The sequence below is a fragment of the Paenibacillus sp. YN15 genome (assembly GCF_003285005.1).
Classification (GTDB): domain Bacteria; phylum Bacillota; class Bacilli; order Paenibacillales; family NBRC-103111; genus Paenibacillus_AR.
This window is the reverse complement of sequence record NZ_QMFA01000004.1, coordinates 169,530-188,504: the sequence shown is the minus strand read 5'-3', so window position 1 is coordinate 188,504 and position 18,975 is coordinate 169,530. Positions and strand designations below refer to the sequence as shown.

12 protein-coding genes and 1 pseudogene are annotated in these 18,975 nt (G+C 56.7%); 11 read left to right on the top strand and 2 right to left on the bottom strand.

Translation table 11 applies throughout. From position 1 onward, the window contains the following. Positions 1 to 287: 287 nt before the first annotated feature. The 3 genes and pseudogenes from rpoD to DQG13_RS05390 form a co-directional block, all read left to right on the top strand. A pseudogene (gene rpoD, locus DQG13_RS05400) lies at positions 288 to 1,283 on the top strand (RNA polymerase sigma factor RpoD); the annotation flags it as partial. Between the two features lie 151 nt (positions 1,284 to 1,434). Further along, complete coding sequence (gene cls, locus DQG13_RS05395; protein ID WP_181592604.1) at positions 1,435 to 2,874, top strand: cardiolipin synthase; 1,440 nt, start codon at positions 1,435 to 1,437, stop codon at positions 2,872 to 2,874. Between the two features lie 192 nt (positions 2,875 to 3,066). Beyond that, positions 3,067 to 4,314 (top strand): S-layer homology domain-containing protein, encoded by a 1,248-nt coding sequence (locus DQG13_RS05390; RefSeq protein WP_113018720.1) that lies wholly within the window; start codon positions 3,067 to 3,069, stop codon positions 4,312 to 4,314. A gap of 146 nt (positions 4,315 to 4,460) precedes the next feature. On the opposite strand, the gene DQG13_RS05385 is transcribed toward DQG13_RS05390, so the two are convergent. Further along, on the bottom strand, positions 4,461 to 4,673 hold the full coding sequence (locus DQG13_RS05385; RefSeq protein ID WP_113018719.1) for a hypothetical protein: 213 nt from the start codon (positions 4,671 to 4,673) through the stop codon (positions 4,461 to 4,463). Positions 4,674 to 4,812: 139 nt separating this feature from the next. Between DQG13_RS05385 and DQG13_RS05380 the strand changes: the two genes are divergently transcribed. From DQG13_RS05380 to DQG13_RS05365, 4 genes are all read left to right on the top strand, one after another. Further along, positions 4,813 to 6,405, top strand: coding sequence for an acetate--CoA ligase (locus DQG13_RS05380; RefSeq protein ID WP_113018718.1), 1,593 nt, complete (start codon positions 4,813 to 4,815; stop codon positions 6,403 to 6,405). Positions 6,406 to 6,850: 445 nt separating this feature from the next. Continuing rightward, positions 6,851 to 8,128: a LacI family DNA-binding transcriptional regulator gene (locus DQG13_RS05375; RefSeq protein ID WP_181592590.1), complete on the top strand. Its 1,278-nt coding sequence runs from the start codon at positions 6,851 to 6,853 to the stop codon at positions 8,126 to 8,128. 433 nt (positions 8,129 to 8,561) lie between these two features. Continuing rightward, a complete protein-coding gene (locus tag DQG13_RS05370) occupies positions 8,562 to 11,360 on the top strand; it encodes an alpha-mannosidase (RefSeq protein WP_113018716.1) in 2,799 nt (932 codons plus the stop codon). A 2-nt stretch (positions 11,361 to 11,362) separates the two neighbouring features. Beyond that, positions 11,363 to 12,397 (top strand): HAD family hydrolase, encoded by a 1,035-nt coding sequence (locus DQG13_RS05365; RefSeq protein ID WP_113018715.1) that lies wholly within the window; start codon positions 11,363 to 11,365, stop codon positions 12,395 to 12,397. Positions 12,398 to 12,444: 47 nt separating this feature from the next. Here DQG13_RS05365 and DQG13_RS05360 read toward each other — a convergent pair whose 3' ends face one another. Beyond that, positions 12,445 to 13,401, bottom strand: coding sequence for a glycoside hydrolase family 43 protein (locus DQG13_RS05360; RefSeq protein ID WP_113018714.1), 957 nt, complete (start codon positions 13,399 to 13,401; stop codon positions 12,445 to 12,447). 184 nt (positions 13,402 to 13,585) lie between these two features. Between DQG13_RS05360 and DQG13_RS05355 the strand changes: the two genes are divergently transcribed. The 4 genes from DQG13_RS05355 (at position 13,586) to DQG13_RS05340 (ending at position 18,932) form a co-directional block, all read left to right on the top strand. After that, on the top strand, positions 13,586 to 13,699 hold the full coding sequence (locus DQG13_RS05355; protein ID WP_113018713.1) for a sporulation protein YjcZ: 114 nt from the start codon (positions 13,586 to 13,588) through the stop codon (positions 13,697 to 13,699). A 617-nt stretch (positions 13,700 to 14,316) separates the two neighbouring features. After that, positions 14,317 to 16,638 carry a helix-turn-helix domain-containing protein gene (locus DQG13_RS05350; protein WP_113018712.1) on the top strand — a complete coding sequence of 774 codons (2,322 nt, stop codon included), beginning with the start codon at positions 14,317 to 14,319 and terminating at the stop codon, positions 16,636 to 16,638. Between the two features lie 491 nt (positions 16,639 to 17,129). Further along, complete coding sequence (locus DQG13_RS05345; RefSeq protein ID WP_113018828.1) at positions 17,130 to 18,032, top strand: ABC transporter permease; 903 nt, start codon at positions 17,130 to 17,132, stop codon at positions 18,030 to 18,032. A gap of 3 nt (positions 18,033 to 18,035) precedes the next feature. Further along, positions 18,036 to 18,932 carry a carbohydrate ABC transporter permease gene (locus DQG13_RS05340; RefSeq protein ID WP_113018711.1) on the top strand — a complete coding sequence of 299 codons (897 nt, stop codon included), beginning with the start codon at positions 18,036 to 18,038 and terminating at the stop codon, positions 18,930 to 18,932. Positions 18,933 to 18,975: the final 43 nt, after the last annotated feature.

The following is an 18,975-nucleotide window of genomic DNA, read 5'->3' as shown; positions in this document are numbered from 1 at the left end:
CAAGCATGCGTCTAATGGGATAACCTCCCTATACAAAGAAAAACCTGAGGAGTGTCCTCAGGTTTTTTGGCCGGGGTTGAAAAAGATTGTGGGCTATGTTACAATTATATTCTCATTAATCAGTAGTTTGCATATCATTATTATGATAGCACTTATCCAAATGAATGTCAAGAAACGTTCTTGTGTCATTTTCAAAAGCCGCATCATGGGATGTTGCAGCAAGGGGTCGTAAATAGAACGGGAAAGCCCACATTCCCACATGGAGGAAGTGCATGCCAATGGTGAACCAAACGGATACAGGCCAGGACTATATAGATAAAAGAGGCCTGATGGAGCTGGATTTATCAAGTCAAAAACGGGATCTGTCCGCTCTGGAGCAGCTTGAGCCGGCCAAGCATGAACTGGAGGAAGAAGAGAATATCCCTCTTGACGAGGAACTGCTGCTGCCCGCCGATGTGAAGATTGATGATCCGGTGCGGCTTTATTTGAAGGAAATCGGCCGTGTGCCGCTTTTGAAAACCCAGCAGGAAATTGAGCTGGCCAAACGGATTGAGCAAGGGGACGAGGAAGCAAAGAAGCAGTTGGCTGAAGCCAATCTGCGTCTTGTGGTCAGCATCGCCCGCCGTTATATCGGCCGCGGCATGCTGTTCCTGGATTTGATCCAGGAAGGAAATCTGGGACTGATTAAGGCTGTGGATAAATTCGACCATTCCATGGGCTTCAAATTCAGCACTTATGCCACATGGTGGATCAGGCAAGCCATTACCCGGGCAATAGCCGACCAGGCCCGCACCATCCGCATACCTGTGCATATGGTGGAGACGCTGAACAAGTTTGTCCGTGTGTCCCGCCAGCTGCTGCAGGATTTGGGCAGGGAGCCGACGGAAGAGGAAATCGCCAAGGAAATGGGCGTCACCGTGGAGAAAATCCAGGAGATCAAAAAAATCGGCCAGGACCCGGTATCGCTGGATACCCCCATCGGCGAGGAAAACGACTCCCTCCTGGGAGATTTTATAGAAGACAAGGATGCATTGGCTCCGGCGGATTCGGCCGCCTTCAAGCTGTTGAAGGAGCAGCTGGAGGATGTGCTGGATACGCTGACGGAGCGGGAGGAGAATGTGCTCCGGCTGCGCTTCGGTCTGGATGACGGAAGAACCCGGACCCTGGAGGAAGTGGGCCAGGTATTCGGCGTCACCAGGGAGCGGATCAGGCAGATCGAGGCCAAGGCCCTCCGGAAGCTCCGCCACCCCAGCCGCAGCAAACGCCTGAAGGATTTTTTATAATACGTTTCATGAAGCCGCGGGCAGCACGCCTGCGGTTTTTTGCGTTTGTCCCGGGGATACTTGTGCGGAGCCGGTAACCGGATATAATAAATACATCAGGATTGCATCAAGCAGCAGGGACGGTGGATGCGTGCAAGCGTTGGCGGCGAATATATTGGAGCATTTATACGGCTTTATCACGATTCTTAATGTGCTTCTTGCCATAACCGTTATTTTTTTGGAGCGGCGCAATGTGGGGGTAACCTGGGCCTGGCTGATGATTTTGTTGTTTTTGCCAGTGGTGGGATTTGTGCTGTATATGCTGTTCGGGCAAAACCTAAGCAGGCGGAAGCTGTACAAGCTGGGCGCCCGGGAACAGATGGTGATCCGTACTGTCGTCAATTCCCAGTTGGAGGACCTGAAGGACAAAACCATTCTGTTTCCCGATCCCGCTTCGGAAGAGTACCGGGACATGATTATTCTCAACCTGCAGGCCGGCAAGGCGCTGTATACCCAGGAAAACCAGGTGGAAATTTTCACGAACGGGATGGACAAGTTTGAGGCGCTGTTCCAGGATATCAAGAATGCGAGGAAGCATATCCATCTTATCTATTATATTGTACAAATGGACGGCACGGGCAAAAGGCTGGTGGAGGCTCTGGCGGAGAAGGCCAGGGAAGGGGTGGAGGTCCGGTTTCTGTACGACGATATCGGCTCCTCCCATATGACCGCGGACTTCTTCAAGCCCCTCCGGGTGGCGGGGGGACAGGCAGTGGCGTTCTTTCCGTCCCGGTTCCCTTTTTTGAACATCCGGGTAAACTACCGCAACCACCGGAAGCTGGCGATTATCGACGGTACGGTGGGGTACATAGGAGGTTATAATGTCGGGGATGAATATCTGGGGCTGGACCCCAGATTCGGTCTTTGGCGGGATACCCATTTGAAAATCAGGGGCAGTGCGGTGCTGATGATGAACTCCCAGTTTATGCTGGACTGGAATCTTTCCTCCGCCAATAAGGTAGTGCCCGACACCCGTTATCTGCCTGCGGCTCTGCCGGACAGCCAGGTGGGCATTCAAATTGTCTCCTCCGGGCCCAACGATTCCATGGAGCATATCCGCAATGCGTACATCAAGATGATCAACAAGGCCAAAACCAGCATTTGGATTCAGACGCCCTATTTGATCCCGGATGAAAGTCTGCTCAACGCCCTGCAGCTGGCGGCTTTGTCCGGCGTGGATGTGCGGATCATGATCCCCCGGACTCCGGATCACCGGATGGTCTATTGGGCCACCTATTCATATCTAGGCAACCTGCTGCCTTATGGGGTGCGGTGCTTCCTGTACGGCAAAGGCTTCCTCCATGCCAAAACCATTACTGTGGACAGCGAGGTTTCCTCCGTCGGCACGGCCAATTTCGACATCCGCAGCTTCAAGCTGAATTTCGAGGTCAACGCTTTTATTTATGATACGGAGGTGGGCCGACGGCTGAACGGCATCTTTATGGAGGATTTGCAGGAATGCATCGAGCTGACCAGGGAGATGTACGACAAACGCCCGATCCACCACAAAATGAGAGAGTCCTTTGTCCGGCTGATGTCGCCGATATTGTAGAGGCCCAAGAAATCTCCTTCAATTCTGGTTCGCCAAATTCGCGAAGCATTCGCAATAGGACCCGAGTCACGTTCCGCACGTTTGGTGCGCCCCGCGATATAGTCGGCGAGTCCGTAGGATTCCTTCCGCCGATTCCTTATACTAATGAGGGTCGGTCTTTCCGACAATTTTTGAAGGAGCGGGGATGAATTCTTGAAACGTTGGCAAAAAACAGGACTTGCAGGAATGACACTATGCGTATGGCTGATGGGCGCAGTACCGGCAACGGGATTGGCTGCTGGCCAGGAGGCCGTTTATGCGGATATGGCGGAGCATTGGGCCAAGGACAGCGTGACCCGAATGAGCAGTCTGGGGATATTGGACGGTTTCCCTGACGGCACCTTCCGGCCGGAGGAGGCTGTGACCGCGGATCAATTCGTCAAGATGCTGCTGCTCTCTTATTCGGAGTTGTATCCCAACGGGGAACGGGGCTGGAAAACCAGCTTTTTCGGGTCTTTGTCCGAAGCCAACAAAAACGTGCTGCAGCGGGATCACCGGGACTTCAATTTTAAGCCTGATGTCTCCGGCTATTGGGCCAAGCCCTATGTGGATCTGGCGGAGGATCTGAATATCCTGGCCAAGAACCAGTTTGCGGACTACAAGGTGAAGCTCAGGCGCGAGGATGTTGCGGAGATTGTCTACTATACGCTGAAGGAAACGGAGTTCCTGGAGGACAGCGCGTACAGCATGGGATTGGCGTCCCAATACGGGGACTACCTGAGTCTTTCCTCCCGGGCTCAGCGTTTTGTGGCCGAGGTGACGGCCAAGGGAATTATGGAGGGGTATCCCAACGGGTACTTCGGGGCGGGGCTGCCGGTGACCCGGGCGGAGGCGCTGCGGATTCTGGAGCGGCTGACGGATAAAACCGGCCGGGTCAATGCTTCCTCCGGTGCAGAGGGCTCGTATGTCAAAATGGTGCCTACGGCGGACGGCAGCTACAAGAAGCTGATTTTTTCCAGCGAGAAAATGATGGGCGCTTACGACGTCATGCTGGAGGCAGCCGCATTGCGGGGAACCAATTATGATATGCAGGGAACGGTCCTGCGCCTGTTCAAGGATGCCGCGGCCAAAAGCAAGGGGACCGGCGGAGCGGCAGGCAGCGGCGAAGCATGGGATGAAGCTTCCCTGTGGCTGGAGCCGGGCTACCGGATTTACGGGGTCACCATCCGCCTCCAGGACGGCATGCTGGCCCGGAACGAGGAGGCCATCGGCAAGTTCGCCGCATACATATTCGGCCATCATACGGATACCTTCCTGATTCTGTTCAATCAGGTGTACAGCCAGTTGGCGGACGGACAGACCGTGGAAAACCGCACGGTATCCGTCGGCGGCTACAGTGTGGAGATTGCCATACAGGATGGCGGCAAAACAGCAGTTTTCTCCATTTTGGAAAAGCAATGAGATAAACGCCTCTCCCGCAGTTTGAGGACTGTGGGGAGGCGTTTATTTTAGGTAAATGCTGTGTACGGCGCATGTTCACTCGGGGGCTCCCCCAAAAGTACCCGGATTTCGCTTCAGAGCTTCTCGTCACTTTTTGGGGGGGCGCATCAGCGGACGGCTTCGAAGAATTCGCATTGCCTCCGCTCATGGTAGGCGATCTGGCTGACTCCGGATTGTACGACCACCAGACTATCGTCGAAGCGGATAATGACTCCTCCCGAGTCCACAATATGGTCATCCTTAAATACCTTGACGGGATATTCCCGGTCCAATGCTTCCTGAAAGTCCCGGTCTGTGAGCAATTTACGGTTTTTCGGCATGGCACATCTCCTTTTATGGGCATTATAGCACAGGTTGCCGGGGGGAGATGGACATAAAATTGTCTTTTTTATTAGTACTAGGTACTAGGATTTAATCTTATAATGTGGATATAGAGTGTTACACCATGAGCAAGAGGAGATGGAGTTCGTGATTTTGGAAAATTGGATTGCCCCTGAATATTATAACGTTACCTCGGAAATGGAGCGGCATGATCCCGGCAAAATGGCTCTGACCTGGCTGGATGAAACCGGAGCCTGCGAGACCTTGACATATGGGGAGCTGCGCGCCCGGGCGAACCGGTTGGCCGGGGGGCTCCGCGGACTTGGCCTGGAGAAGGGGGACCGGGTTCTGGTGATGGTGCCCCGGAGAATAGTTTCTTATGTGATTTATTTGGCTTGTCTGAAGCTGGGGCTGGTGATTATCCCCACCTCCGAAATGCTCCGCGCCAAGGATCTCAGCTACCGGCTGCGGCATTCGGAGGCAAGAGGGGTCATCGTCTGGCCGGAGCAGGCCGCCGAGATGGAGAAGGGCATCAGGGAAGCGGAAATGCCTGCCGGAACGGTGCGGATATCCGCAGGGGAGGAAATTCCCGGCTGGATGGCTTTGGCGGATGTGATGAGGGATCAGCCTGAGGTGATGGAGGCGGCGGCCACCCGGCGGGAGGACATGGCGATCCTCACCTATACCTCCGGCACCACCGGCAGCCCCAAGGGGGTAGTCCATACCCACGGCTGGGGTTATGCCCACCTGCGGATTACCGCTTCCTCCTGGCTGGACATCCAGCCGGAGGATACGGTATGGGCTACGGCCGCTCCCGGCTGGCAAAAATGGATCTGGAGCCCGTTTTTGTCGGTGCTGGGCATGGGGGCCACCGGTTTTGTTTATAACGGCAGATTCAATGCCGAGCGTTATCTGGAGCTGCTGCAGCGCTACCGCATCCGCGCGTTATGCTGCACCCCGACGGAGTACCGGCTGATGGCCAAAACCGACGGATTGGAGCGTTATGACCTGTCCGCCTTAAGAAGCGCCGTTTCTGCCGGGGAGCCGTTGAACCGGGAGGTGGTGGATGTGTTCCGCCGTTATTTCGGCATTACCATCCGCGACGGCTACGGCCAAACGGAAAGCACGCTGCTGATCGGGACTCTGAAGGATACACCCATGAAGATCGGCTCGATGGGACTGGCTACGGCGGAAGGTATGGTGGAGGTAATCGATGAGGCGGGCAACCCGCTTCCGGCAGGCGAGACCGGGGACATCGGCGTCCATCGGAACATGCCGGCCCTGTTCGATTCGTATTACCGGGACCCGGAGCGGAAGCCGGGATGTATGCGCGGGGATTATTTTGTCACCGGGGACAGGGCCAGACGGGATGAGGAGGGTTACTTCTGGTTTGAGGGCCGGGGCGACGACATTATTATCAGCTCGGGTTATACCATCGGCCCCTTCGAGGTGGAGGATGCGCTGATGAAGCATCCCGCCGTGAAGGAATGCGCCGTGGTGGCCAGTCCCGACGAAATCCGGGGCCATGTGGTGAAGGCGTTTATTGTGCTGAAGGGCGGCTTCGCGGGCACGGAGGAAATGGCCGCGGAGCTTCAGAGGCATGTGAAGTCCTTGACCGCCCCTTACAAATATCCGCGGCGGGTGGAGTTTATTGACGAGCTGCCCAAAACCATCTCCGGCAAGGTGCGCCGGGTGGAGCTGCGGGAGCTGGAAACGGCGCTGCGCGGATAGCCGCTCATTTCCGGTGGAGGAGGAAGAGCGGTGGAGGGCCGTCTATCCTGCAAAAGTGCAGTTATTTAGGACCGCATCCTTCTTTTTTTGCTCCAATAATGCAAAAGTGCAGTTAAGTTTGGGTGAAACCCGTCCAACAGGGGGAATCGGCAAGAAATAGATGCACTTTTTGCATTATGCCCTCCCGTTTAAGCCGCTGTCTCATAAAATAAATGCACTATTGCATTATGGATAGCGATTTGCTTCTTTCCCTCCCAAAAGTATGGACTGCCGGCGGGGCCATCCACCATTTTCATCTCCGGCGATGGGGGCGGAAGACCATGGGGATTCCAATGCGATTACCCTGGCATAAGAGCATAAATAAAAGCGCGCAAGGGGATTAAAAATCCTCTTGTTGCTTTTTATAACACGAGTTATAATGTTGGTGAAAGGAGTGTGCCGAGCTTTGCGCAAACGGGTAACGGCAAGCGATGTGGCCAGGCGGGCCGGGGTTTCCCGCAGTTTGGTATCGGCTTTCCTCAACAGCACGCCGGGGATCACGGTAAGCGCGGAGAACCGGGCGGCCATTACCAGCGCCATCCGGGAGCTGGGGTATACGGTGAATGTGCAGGCCCAGAGCATCAAGACGGGCAGAAGCAATTGCATCGCGGTGTACGGGGATGTGTACAATGCTTTGTTCCTGCAGCTGGTGGAGGGGGTGCAACGGGCCAGCGGTCCGGCGGGTTACCATGTGCTTTTGTATGGGCAGGGCCGCAATATGGAGGGGCGCGAGGGCCTTACCGCTTTGTACCGGCAGGGCCGGATTGACGGCGTCATTACCCTGGACTTTCCGGAGCCGCTGAATCCGTCCTGGGAAGAGGCGGTGCGGGAATGGGGAATCCCCTATGTGACGGTGGAGGGCATTCCTGCATCCCCGGAGATTCTGTCGGTGGAAACGGATTATGCCGCCAGCATCCGCCAGGCTCTGGAGTTTATGGAGGCGGAGGGTTGGGCGTCTCCCGTGTACCTCAATGTGCTGCCAAGCGACAGGCCGCAGACAAGAGGGGACAGGCAGCGGCTGGAGGCATACGAGAGCTGGATGCGGGAAAAGGGCAGACAGCCCCGGGTATATCCGGTGCCGGATGAGCCCTGGAGCCGACGGCGCGGCTGGTGGCGGGAGTGGCTGGCGGCGCAGAAGCTGCCCCTTGGCGTGTTGTCCAACTGGTCAAGAGGTGCGCTGCATGTGTACCGGGCCGCCCATGAGCAAGGGCTGCAGATTGGCCGCCAGCTGTTCGTTATGTCCGCGGACGATACGGAGCGGGTAAGCCGCCACATGATCCCCGCGGTGCCGTGTATAGAGATTCCCTATGGGGAGATGGGGGAGGCGGCGTTTGCGCTTTTGCATCAGGCGATGGCGGGCCGGGGCGGAACGGCTGGAGTGGCGAGTGCAGGCGACGGAGCTAATGTGGCTGCAGTAGCGAGTGTAGGCGACGGAGCTAATGTAGCTGGAGCAGCGGGCGCGGGCAATGGAGCTAGTGTGGCTGGAGCAACGGGTGCGAGCGACGGAGCTGATGCCACTGGAGCAGCGGGTGCGAGCGAAGGAGCCAGTGCAGCTGGTGTAGACGGTGTGCGCTGTGCAGCCAATGGAGTCCATGTGGAGCGTGCAGCCAATGCTGCGCCCAAGAATGCCGCTGCGGAAATCCGCCGGGTGGTGGAAGCGAGACTGTTTACGGGAAAAGAATGATCGTCTTCCGGCGCATGAGGTTTTGAAGCGGCGATAACGGAAACATGTTTCCGCTAAGTCTGCCGTGCCCTGCTTGGAGGGAGGGATAGCGGAAGCGGATTTCCGTTATCTCCTGCCTGGGAAGGGGATACCTTGGCCAAATCCGGGCAATAGCGGCAATTACCTTCCGTTATCAGAGGAGAGCGATGGCCTTTGGTTGAATTAGCGGAAATGCCTTTCCGCTATCCCGCCCGCAACAGCCTGCTCCCGCATCCCCAAGCCGCAGCTTCATCCATCCTCTCAAAAACCCTCTCCTCTCCCGCGGCGGAACAACACCGTAAAAGCGGGAAGCAAGCCGGGGAAATGGGGGCGTGCGGGAGAAAAATTTTTTTGTACATTTATAACACGAGTCATAAAACGCTTACACTATTATTTTGCAAAGGAGCATGATGATATGAAGCCGGATTCTTCCCATATCAAGCAAATTAAAGTTGTTTCCAATACCCACTGGGACCGGGAGTTCCGCCGTTCCTTCGAGCGGACCCGCCGGAATTTGCTGACGATGATGGATGTGACGCTGGATATTCTGGAGCAGGACCCGGAGTTTGCCTCCTTCACCATGGACGGCCACTCCATTATGCTGGACGACTACGTAGAGATGCGCCCCGAGAAGCGGGAGCTGGTGGAAAAGCTGATCCGTCAGGGGCGGCTGATCGTGGGGCCGTATTATACCTTGGCGGAGGAGTTCAGCGTTGCCCAGGAGGCGCTGGTGCGCAATCTGATGTTCGGGCGGCGGACGGTGGAGAGCTATGGCGGCCAAACGGGAACGGTGGCATACACCCCCTCCTCCTGGGGCCAGACGGGTCAGCTGCCGCAGATTCTCCGGGATTTTGGCCTGGACAAAATGATGTTCTACCGGGGCATTTCCCATCATGAAGCGGATGCGGAGTGGATCTGGAGCGCTCCCGACGGCAGCAAGGTGCTGGCCAGCCGTTTTGCCCTGTATGCCCGCTACAACTGGTACTATCAGGTGCACCGTGCCGTAACCCGGGGAACCGTCTTCGATAAAACCTACCATTGGGGCGAATACGATGAGGTGCCCTTCCGGCTGTCCGACGGCCTGTCCGGAGAGGATCAGTCTTATGGGCTGCTGGCCCCGGCGCTGCACTATGACAAAAGCCGCCTGAAGCAGGCGATTCTGGATATGGTGGAGCGGGAAGGACGCCATTTTACCACAGAAGTATTCCTGGCCATGAACGGGCATGACATCTCGGTGGCTTATCCGCTGGAATCCCAGGTGATCCGGGACGCCAAGGAGCTGCTGGGGGACCGGTATGCCATCGAGCACACGGACCTGGAGAAGTTCTGGGAGGAAGCGCAAAAGCATCTCCAGCTAGACCAGTTGCCTGTGCTTACCGGAGAACGGCGCTCCTATCTGAAGGAGGGGATGTGGACCTTCCTGTTCCCGGGCACCATCAGCGCCAGAACCTATCTGAAGCAGCAGGATTTCCACGCCACCAAGGAATTGGTTGCTTACGCGGAGCCGCTGGCGGCTTTGTCCGCTGTTTTGGGAGGAGAGTATCCCGTCCGTTATCTGGAGCGGGGCTGGCGGTACCTGCTGTCCAACCACACCCATGACGCCAACGGCGGCTGCGCCCCTGACGCGGTTTGTCTGGATATCGAATACCGCTACCGCAAGGCGGCGGACATCGGCGGAATCGTCTCCGAGGATGCCATGGGCTATATCGCCCGCAACCTGTCGCCGGAGCATCTGGGAACGGAGGCTACCCAACTGGTGGTCTACAACCCGCTGCCTGTGGAGCGTACAGTGGTCACCACGGTGGATCTGGAGCTTCCCCGGGGCGAAGGAGCCAAGTCCTACAGCCTTACCCATGAGCAGGACCCGTCGGTGCAGCGGCAGGCGGTTGCTTTTGAAAAATCCAGCGTGTTCGTGGACAGCATCTGGGAGGTGCCGACGATTCTCGACTCCCACCGGGTGAGGATGCATGTGGAGCTGTCCAAGCTTCCCGGCCTGGGCTACCGGGCATACCGGCTGCAGCCGCAGGCGCAGGAGCTGCGGAACATCCGCACGCTGGTCACCGGACCGGACACCATGGAGAACCAACTGCTGAAGGTGAAGGTCAATGCCAACGGCACCCTGGATGTCGTCAACAAGTTGACGGGAAAAGCCTACAACAACCTGGGTTATCTGACGGATCAGGGGGAATGCGGCAACGCATGGAAGCATGTGGCTCCGCGGTTTGACCGGAAGTACAACAGCCTGGGTGTAACGGCGCAGGTGGCGGTGACGGAGAGCGGCGAGCTGTCCAGCACCATCGAGGCGTCCTACAGCTTCCTTGTGCCCATCGACTATGCCGACGGCAATTCCCGCAACACGATTATGGCAGAGCTGCCGGTGAAGATCGCCTATACGTTGGAAAAGGGCGCCTCCGCTGTCAAAGTAAAGCTGACGGTGGACAACAAGGCCAAGGATCACTGGCTGCGGGTGAATTTCCCCACCGGTCTGGCCACGGACCTCTCCTGGGCGGACACCCACTTTGATGTGTTGTCCCGGCCCATCCCGATTCCGGATTCCACCGGCTGGGTAGAGCAGGCGGGAGGGACTCATCCGCTGCAAACCTTTGTAGAACTGACAGACGGCAAGGACGGTCTGGCGCTTTTGCCCAAGGGTATCTATGAATACGAGGCCTTTGAGGATGACAGCCGGACCTTGGCTCTGACCCTGATCCGGGCCTGCCGGATCAAGCTGGCGGTAAGCGAGGAGAAGCTGACGGAGCTGCCGGATCAGGGCATCCAATGCCCCGGTGAGCAAACCTTTGAATATGCGGTGCACATCCATGCGGGAGACTGGCGCGAGGCCGGACTGCTGAACGCGGCTGCCTGCTATGCGGCTCCGGTGCGGGTTGCAGTGTCGGGCAGAGGGCAAGGCAGCCTGCCTTCGGAGGCGGGGCTGTTTACCCTTACAGGCGGCACAGCCTTGCATGTATCCGCTGTGAAGCAGGCGGAGGACGGCAGCGGGCTCATTATCCGCTTGTTCAACCCGTCTGCTGATGCAGAGCAGGCAGCCTTCCGGTTTGGCGTGCCGGTGATGGAAGCCTTCCGCTGCAAGATGGATGAAAGCGTGACTGAGAAGCTGCCGCAGCCGGCTGACGGGTTTGCCTTTGAAGCGGCGGTGGAGCCGAAGAAGATTGCCACCTTTAGGGTTATTTTTGCAGGCGGAAGCGGGGAATAAGAATGGGGACCTTTGCAGAATATTCCGCGTCCTCCGGGGCGCTGCTTCCGGGCTTCGGATTGTCTCTTGGGGAGCTGCTGAAGGACGGTGACATGACGGAATGCGAAACCGGAGGGGAAGGTTTGTTCCGGGCAGGGGCGGACGGTGTGCTGCATGTTCTGACGCCCCGGGACCGGAAAGCGGATTTTATCGTGTACCGGGACAAAACGTTATGCTATGTAAAATCGGCCATGGGCCATCCGGCGATCTATCCTTTGCCGGAGGCGGATTTTCAGGGCCCGGCGGAAGCGGTGCTGATGGATCTGGACGGCACCAGTGTCCACAGCGAGGCGTTCTGGATCTGGATTATTGAGCGGAGCATGGGATTGTTAATGGAAAATTATTCCTTCAGGTTGGAGCCTGAGGATGAGCCTCATGTGTCGGGGCATTCCGTCTCGGAGCATCTTCAATATTGCATTGGCAAATATTGCCCGGAGCGGAGTGTGGAGGAGGCCAGGCGGCATTATTTTGCCGTGACCGAATACGAGATGAAGGAAATTCTGAGGGGCCGGGGAAAGGAGGGGGCGTTTACCCCCGCCCCGGGGCTGAAGGAGTTTCTGCTGGAGCTGAAAAGCCGTGGCATCCGCATCGGTCTGGTCACCTCGGGCCTGTATGAGAAGGCCTGGCCGGAGGTGTTGTCGGCTTTCCGGACCCTTAAGCTGGGGGACCCGTTGGAGCTGTACGATGCCGTTATCACCGCCGGGCAGGCCCTCCGCAAGGGCCAGGCGGGCACCCTGGGCGAGCTGGCCCCCAAGCCCCATCCCTGGCTGTATGCGGAAGCCGCCCGGGTGGGCCTGGGGCTAGGGCCGGAGAGCCGCCGCCGGATCATCGGCATCGAGGATTCTTCAGCCGGCGTGCTGTCCATCCGGCTGGCGGGTTACGCCGCCTTCGGCATCGGCGGCGGCAACATCGCGGCCAGCGGCGCGCAGCCGCTGGTGAAAAAGCAGTTCGGCAGCCTCACGGAGATGCTGCCGGCCATTCTCGGCGCGGGCGGCTAAGCCGCGCCGCAGCAAGCAAGCGGCGGAGGACTCCGCCGCTCCTTCCCTTACAGCCCGGGGCAGGGGCCGTCCTTCACCGGCTGTCCGAACGCCGGGAAGCCGTCCTTGTCCCAGCCAAAGGGCTGCAGCCGAGTATGGCGGTTGGGGTCGCGCAGCGGGTCCCCCTGAATCTCCCGGTAGCTGCGGGCATGGTACACCAGGATGTCCCGGCTGCCATCCTCGGACACGGTAAAGCTGTTATGGCCGGGGCCGTACTGGCCGTTCTCCTCACAGGTGGCGAAAACAGGCTCCGGGAGCTTGTGCCAGGAGGTGGCATCCATCAGATCGCTGTTTTCGTCCGCCCACAGCAGGCCCATGCAATAGCTGGCATCTGTAGCGCTGGCGGAATAGGCGACGAAAATCCGGCCATTGCGCTTCAGCACCGCGGGCCCTTCATTAACCTTGTATTTCACCTGCTCCCAGGGAAAGTCCGGCGCGGCAATCTCCACTTGGGGCGCAGCCAGCGTCCACGGATTGCTCATGGGGGCGATATACAGGTTGGAGTTGGTTTGGAACGCCGGGTTCTGCTGGGCCCAGACCAGGTAACGGACACCCTTATGCTCGAAGGTAGTGGCATCCAACGCGAAGGAATCCCAGGCTGTGACGATTTCGCCCTTTTCGGTCCAGGCGCCGGTTGTGGGATCGGCGGCTTCATTTTCCAGCACCCAGATGCGGATTCTCCAGATATCCTCCGCTCTGCCTGCCGCAAAATAGATGTACCACTTGCCGTCGATGCGGTGCAGCTCGGGAGCCCAGATGTGGCAGCTCATGGGGCCGCTCTCATGCTTCTGCCAGGCGAGAACAGGCTCGGCATCCGCCAGCCCCGCCAGAGTAGAGGCCTTGCGCAGCTCAATGCGGTCATATTCGGGAGCGGATGCGGTGTGGTAATAGGTGCCGTCCTCCGCCTTCAAAATCCAGGGGTCGGCCCGCTGCGCAATCAGCGGATTGGATACATTCATGGTCATGGGGGTTCCTCCTAAGGGCTTTGCCTTCACCTCTCGATTTTAATATCGGTACGTCCCATTTTTCAATCCTTTTTCCAATATAGTCAAGAGTCCATACCTCTTGCTCCGTTCCTACATAGGATGTGGAGACTTAACCGCAAGGCCTTCGGGTTAAGCGAACATCACAAAAGAGGGAGTGTTGAGCATGGGATATGCAGCAGGCGCAGGCGTAGGCTACGGCGGGGGATTCACTACCACTGGCGTGATTCTGGTATTGTTTATTCTCCTGGTCATCATAAGCAAGGCTTGGGTATATTAAGTCCCGGCAAAAAAAGCGCAGTTCCTTCGGGGGCTGCGCTTTTTTTGATGTTTAAAGCTTCCCGCTGAACACGGTCACTTATCCTCTGTTTTGTAGGCTGCGGGCTCTCTTCTGTTAAGGAAAGCGGATGGGGAGTTGGCCTCCCTGGACGGAACTCAGCGGCTCCTATGGGCATAAAATCGGCTGCCGCCTGTTTTAAAGGAACTAAAAGACCCTTACGGGGATGAAAAGGCGCTGAAAGGGGCTTTCCTTCCCATTCCTCCCTTAATAAGAGCGTCTCAGTTCCGCTAAATTACAAAAAGACCGATTTTGCTCCCATAAGAGTCAAAAAGTTCCGTTAGCGCGAGCGGGGATGGCGGAAGCTTGTTTATTTCAAGTATCCTGAGGCGGTGTCCTTTCTTGCGGCAGGTACCATTTTTTTACCGGCGCTGTTGTGCCGGACGGGGACCGGCTGGGGAAATCCGCGGAGAAACGGCCGATAGGCGCTACCGGCGGTCGATGGCCGGCTTCCGGGCTTATTGCAAAAGCGCAGCGGATGATTCACTATAGTGGTAGTGAAATCGCGCCCGGAGCGCAACCGCAAGAACTTCCGGAGCGTACAGCAGGGAGGAGCCGCCATGAAAACCAGCATCACGGGAAGAATTATGCTCATCTATGGGGGAGTATTGCTTGCGATCATCTCTCTGACCTTTCTGTTATCGTATGTCGGAACTGTCACCAGCCTCCGCAACCAACTGGTAGAAACCAACTTTGCGCTGCTGAAGCAAATTGACCAGAAGATGGAGCTGTCCTTCCAACAAATTGACAAGGATCTGCTGCAGCTGACCAACGAGCTGGAGTTCGTCTACTACATGAACAACATCTATGATAACGATGTCCAGAAATATACCAATTTTTATGGCCTGAATGAGAAGCTGGAGAAGTTCATGGCGCGCAACCCGCAGTTTTCCTCCATATATGTCTACTCCGATGTGAGCGGTTACATCCTGACCCAGAAAACCTTCATGAACAAGGATGTATCCGAGAACAAATGGCTGGGCGATTATCTGAACATGAAGGGCTACTCCCAGTGGTTGCCCACCCACCAGATATGGGACGGCGTCTCCTTCAGCGATGTAGTGACCCTGATCCGGGCCTATCCGGCCCTGAGCCGTCCCGGCTTACGGACAGGGCTGTTGGCGGTGAACATGAATGAAAGTATGCTGTACCGGATGATCGACGATATTTACGAAAAGGGCAACAAAGGGGAAACCTTCCTCATTAACGACGAGGGCCGGGTCATTACCCATAACGACAAGAGCCGGCTGCACAGCAATGTGAAGGAGATGCCGTTTATCAAAAAGGTGCTGAACGGCGGAGCCAGCGGCTCCTTCGACATCAGTCTGGACCGGCAAAAACAAACCGTATTCTATTCCACCACCTCCTCCACCGGCTGGAAAATTGTCAGCATTGTTCCCAAAAGCCAGGTATACCGCTCCATCGCTGTCATTCGGAACCTGCTTCTGGTTTTTACCGCCGTCATGTTCCTGATTGCCTTCGTTCTCCTCTTCTATGTCAGCCGCCGGACCTTCCGGCCTATGGATCGTGTGCTGGGCAAGTTCGCCCGCCAATATAAGCCTGCGCGGCGGAGTATGCCGGACAGGCCTGCGGAAAAAGGATTGTCCTATTTGGAGAACCTCTTTGATGAGATGTATGAGGACCGGGAGAGCCTGGCCCATCAGGTGCGGGAATCCAAGCCCATGCTGAAGTGGCGGATCGTGATGGATATGCTGACGGGACACCGGACGGACTATCCTTTGGTCAAGCACCAACTGGAATTTACCGGCACTCGGCTCTATCCGGAATGGTTTGTGGTGGCTTCCGCCGAAATTGGCAAGGAAGGCGGCATCGCGCTCAAGGATGAAGCTCTTTACACCTATGCCTTGTGCAATGTGGCGGAGGAGCTGATCAATATGGAGAATGCCGGAGCAGCCATCGATCTGGGCGGCGGCCGGGCAGTGATCCTGTTCAGCTTTGCGGAGGGGGATGAAGTCCAGAATCAGCTAAGGGCCGCCACCGTCCTGGAGCAGATTCTGGATATTATGCTGAAGCAATTTGGCCTGACCGTGGCGGCGGGAGTGGGACGATGCTGCCGGGAGATGACGCAGATTCCCGTTTCCTATGCGGATTCCCTTCAGGCGCTGCAATACAAGATGCTGACCGGTCCCCATTCCGTCATGTCCATCGATGATATCCAAACTTGGGAGAGCCAGGATTATTACGGGTTTGCCCAGCGCATCGACAGCATTCTGGAGGCGCTGAAGCAGGGGGATTCGCCAAAGCTGAAGCAATTGCTGGCGGAAGCCTTTCAGAATGCCGTGAAAATTGCTCTGTCCCCCGATCTGCTGCGGCAATTTTCCTTTGAGCTGGTCATGCGGGCCGTGCAGACCATGGAATCCGTGGGCATTGATACGGAGGAGCTGCGCACCGGAAACGGGAATCTCTATGAGCGCATTCAACAATGCGAAAACTACAGGCAGACTGAGCAGCTGGTGGGCGATTTCATCCTGAAGCTGTCCGCCGCTCTGGAGCACAGGCGCAGCCAACGGGGCAAAAATGACGTTATCAACGGCATTATCGCTTATATCCAGGAGCATTATCAGGACAGCGGGCTATCTCTTGACCGGTTGGCCGGGGAATTTGACCTGAATCCCACCTATATCAGCCGTCTGTTCAAGGAATACGCCGAGAGCAATTTCATCGACTATCTTATTGAAATCCGCATTCAGGCCGCAAAGGAGCTGCTGAAGAATAAGTCCATCAAGATCAGTGACATCTCCAATGAGGTAGGTTACAACAACAGCCGCAGCTTCATGCGCACCTTCAAGAAGTATACCGGTCTGACCCCCACCGAATACCGGGAGCAGGTCACAGACCAGGAGAAGGAAGGGGAGAACTGAGAGTCTCCCAGCCTCAGGCAGCATGTTGTGGCAGACATGGGACGTGTACTGGAAGCCTTAGCCGCTGAACCATCCATCCGGCTATCTTTCCAGGCGCGTCCTTTTGCGCTTCAAATGAGGTTTTGGACGCCCATTATAAGAGAGCACAACTTCGCGGCGGGGCTTTTTTGCTGTACACCATCGCCGTTTATTCCCTCCGGCAGCCGGTTTTGGCGCTGTGTTTGAAAAGAAAAGCCACCGACAGCAAGAAAATGCACCCGAATTGCGAAAAGAAATGTCACTCATGTAAAAACGCTTCTCTAGCCAGCCTGCGGGCGGAGCGGCTAGGATAAGGCTATCGGCGGCCCAGTCCACATGCAGCCACCTCAACAGCCAGTTTTTTCAGAAAGGATGAACCGTACATGAGTCAACGCCTGTCCATTCCCGCCGGAGAGACGCCTCCCGCAGCCGCCGGCGCAGGGACGCAGCTTCGCGCCGCAAAACCAAAAAGCATGGCCCGAAGGAGAATCGCCCAGAATAAATCCCTGTATCTGATGCTTCTTCCGGTAATAGCGTTCTATCTGCTGTTCAAGTATTCCCCGATGGTTGGCGAGATCATCGCCTTCAAAAATTACCGCTTTGCCGACGGCATATGGGGCAGCGACTGGGTGGGCCTGAAGCATTTCCGCCTGCTGTTCCAGAGTCCGGATTTTTGGCGGGTATTGCGCAATACCCTTTTGCTGAACGTATATAGCCTGTTCTTCGGCTTTCCGGTGCCGATTCTCCTGGCGCTCCTGCTGAATGAAATCCGGCTGGAGGGCTTCAAGCGCCTGGTCCAGAATCTGCTGTACATCCCTCATTTCATCTCTTGGGCCATTCTGGGAGGCATTCTGATCAGTATGCTGTCGCCCAGCACCGGCGTAGTCAATATGCTGCTGCATCATGTATTCGGCATAAAGCCGGTTTACTTTATGGCCAATTCCGGCTGGTGGCCGGTAGCTTATACTGCTTCCTCCATCTGGAGAGAGGCGGGCTGGGGCACCATCCTCTATCTGGCGGCCATGGCGGCCATCGATCCGCAGCTGTATGAAGCCGCCCGCATTGACGGGGCCAACAAGCTCCGCCAGGTCTGGCATATTACCTTGCCCGGCATTCGCAGCACCATTGCCATTCTGCTGATTCTGCGGATGGGCAGCATGATGGATGTGGGGCTGGAGCAGACCTTGGCTCTGCAGAATGATTCCGTGCTGGATGTAGCCGATGTGATCAGCACCTACGTATACCGGATCGGGCTCCAGCACATGAATTACAGCTACACCACCGCGCTGGGACTGTTCCAGTCGCTGATTAGCCTGGTGCTGGTGGTCAGCGTCAACAAGATCATCCGCCTGTTTGGCGAAAGGGGGCTTTGGTAGATCATGCGTCCTGTTAAAAACGGTGCAACTGCCGCTTCTGTTGTTGGCTCATGCCTGAACTACGTTTTCCTGGCCTGTCTGTCGCTATTGACGCTGTATCCCTTTTGGTATGAGATCGCCGCCTCCTTCAGCAGCAGCCGGGCCATCACGGCGGGAGAGGTGTTTCTGTGGCCGGTGGAATTTAATCTGGAGGGCTATCGGCGGCTGATTGAGGATGGGCAATTGATCCGGGCCATGGGCAATACAGTAGTGGTGACCCTGGTAGGAACCTGCCTGAACATGATCATGACCATTCTGGCGGCCTATCCCTTGTCGCGGAAGCGTCTTTACGGCCGGGGCCCGCTCACCATGTTTATCACCTTCACCATGATTTTCGTCTCCGGGCTTATTCCCAACTTTATTCTGATCAAATCCCTGGGACTGATGGACTCCTATTGGGCGCTGTGGCTGCCGGGATTGGTCAGCACCTACAACATGTTTGTGATGAAAAGCTTCATGGAGGGCCTGCCCGACGAAATCGAGGAATCGGCGTCCATCGATGGAGCCGGGAACTGGCGGATTCTGATCCAGATCATGCTGCCGCTGTGCAAACCGATCCTGGCGGCCCTGTCCCTGTTCTACGCAGTGGGCTGGTGGAACGGCTACTTCAACGTGATGCTTTATATCACCCGCTCCAGTCTGCAAACCATGATGCTGAAGCTGTACCAGATGATCCGCCAGGTGGACCAGAGTTTGCTGAACACCGGAGGAGGAACGGAAGGCGCCAATGCTGTGCTCCTGACTCCCGAAGGGATCAAAGCGGCCTCGGTGGTCATTGCCATTGCCCCGATTCTATGCGTGTATCCGTTTTTGCAGAAGCATTTTGTCAAGGGCGTCTTGATCGGCTCGGTCAAAGGTTGATATCCTGGGTGGGCATGCTCTCCCTTGATATAGAGGCACACCA

Bases quoted from the DNA above. Each gene is read 5' to 3' on its own strand.
- DQG13_RS05385 (WP_113018719.1), bottom strand. From the start codon at position 4,673: ATGCCGAAAAACCGTAAATTGCTCACAGACCGGGACTTTCAGGAAGCA.
- DQG13_RS05380 (WP_113018718.1), top strand. From the start codon at position 4,813: ATGGAGTTCGTGATTTTGGAAAATTGGATTGCCCCTGAATATTATAAC.
- DQG13_RS05370 (WP_113018716.1), top strand. From the start codon at position 8,562: ATGAAGCCGGATTCTTCCCATATCAAGCAAATTAAAGTTGTTTCCAAT.
- DQG13_RS05365 (WP_113018715.1), top strand. From the start codon at position 11,363: ATGGGGACCTTTGCAGAATATTCCGCGTCCTCCGGGGCGCTGCTTCCG.
- DQG13_RS05360 (WP_113018714.1), bottom strand. From the start codon at position 13,401: ATGACCATGAATGTATCCAATCCGCTGATTGCGCAGCGGGCCGACCCC.
- DQG13_RS05355 (WP_113018713.1), top strand. From the start codon at position 13,586: ATGGGATATGCAGCAGGCGCAGGCGTAGGCTACGGCGGGGGATTCACT.
- DQG13_RS05350 (WP_113018712.1), top strand. From the start codon at position 14,317: ATGAAAACCAGCATCACGGGAAGAATTATGCTCATCTATGGGGGAGTA.
- DQG13_RS05345 (WP_113018828.1), top strand. From the start codon at position 17,130: ATGGCCCGAAGGAGAATCGCCCAGAATAAATCCCTGTATCTGATGCTT.
- DQG13_RS05340 (WP_113018711.1), top strand. From the start codon at position 18,036: ATGCGTCCTGTTAAAAACGGTGCAACTGCCGCTTCTGTTGTTGGCTCA.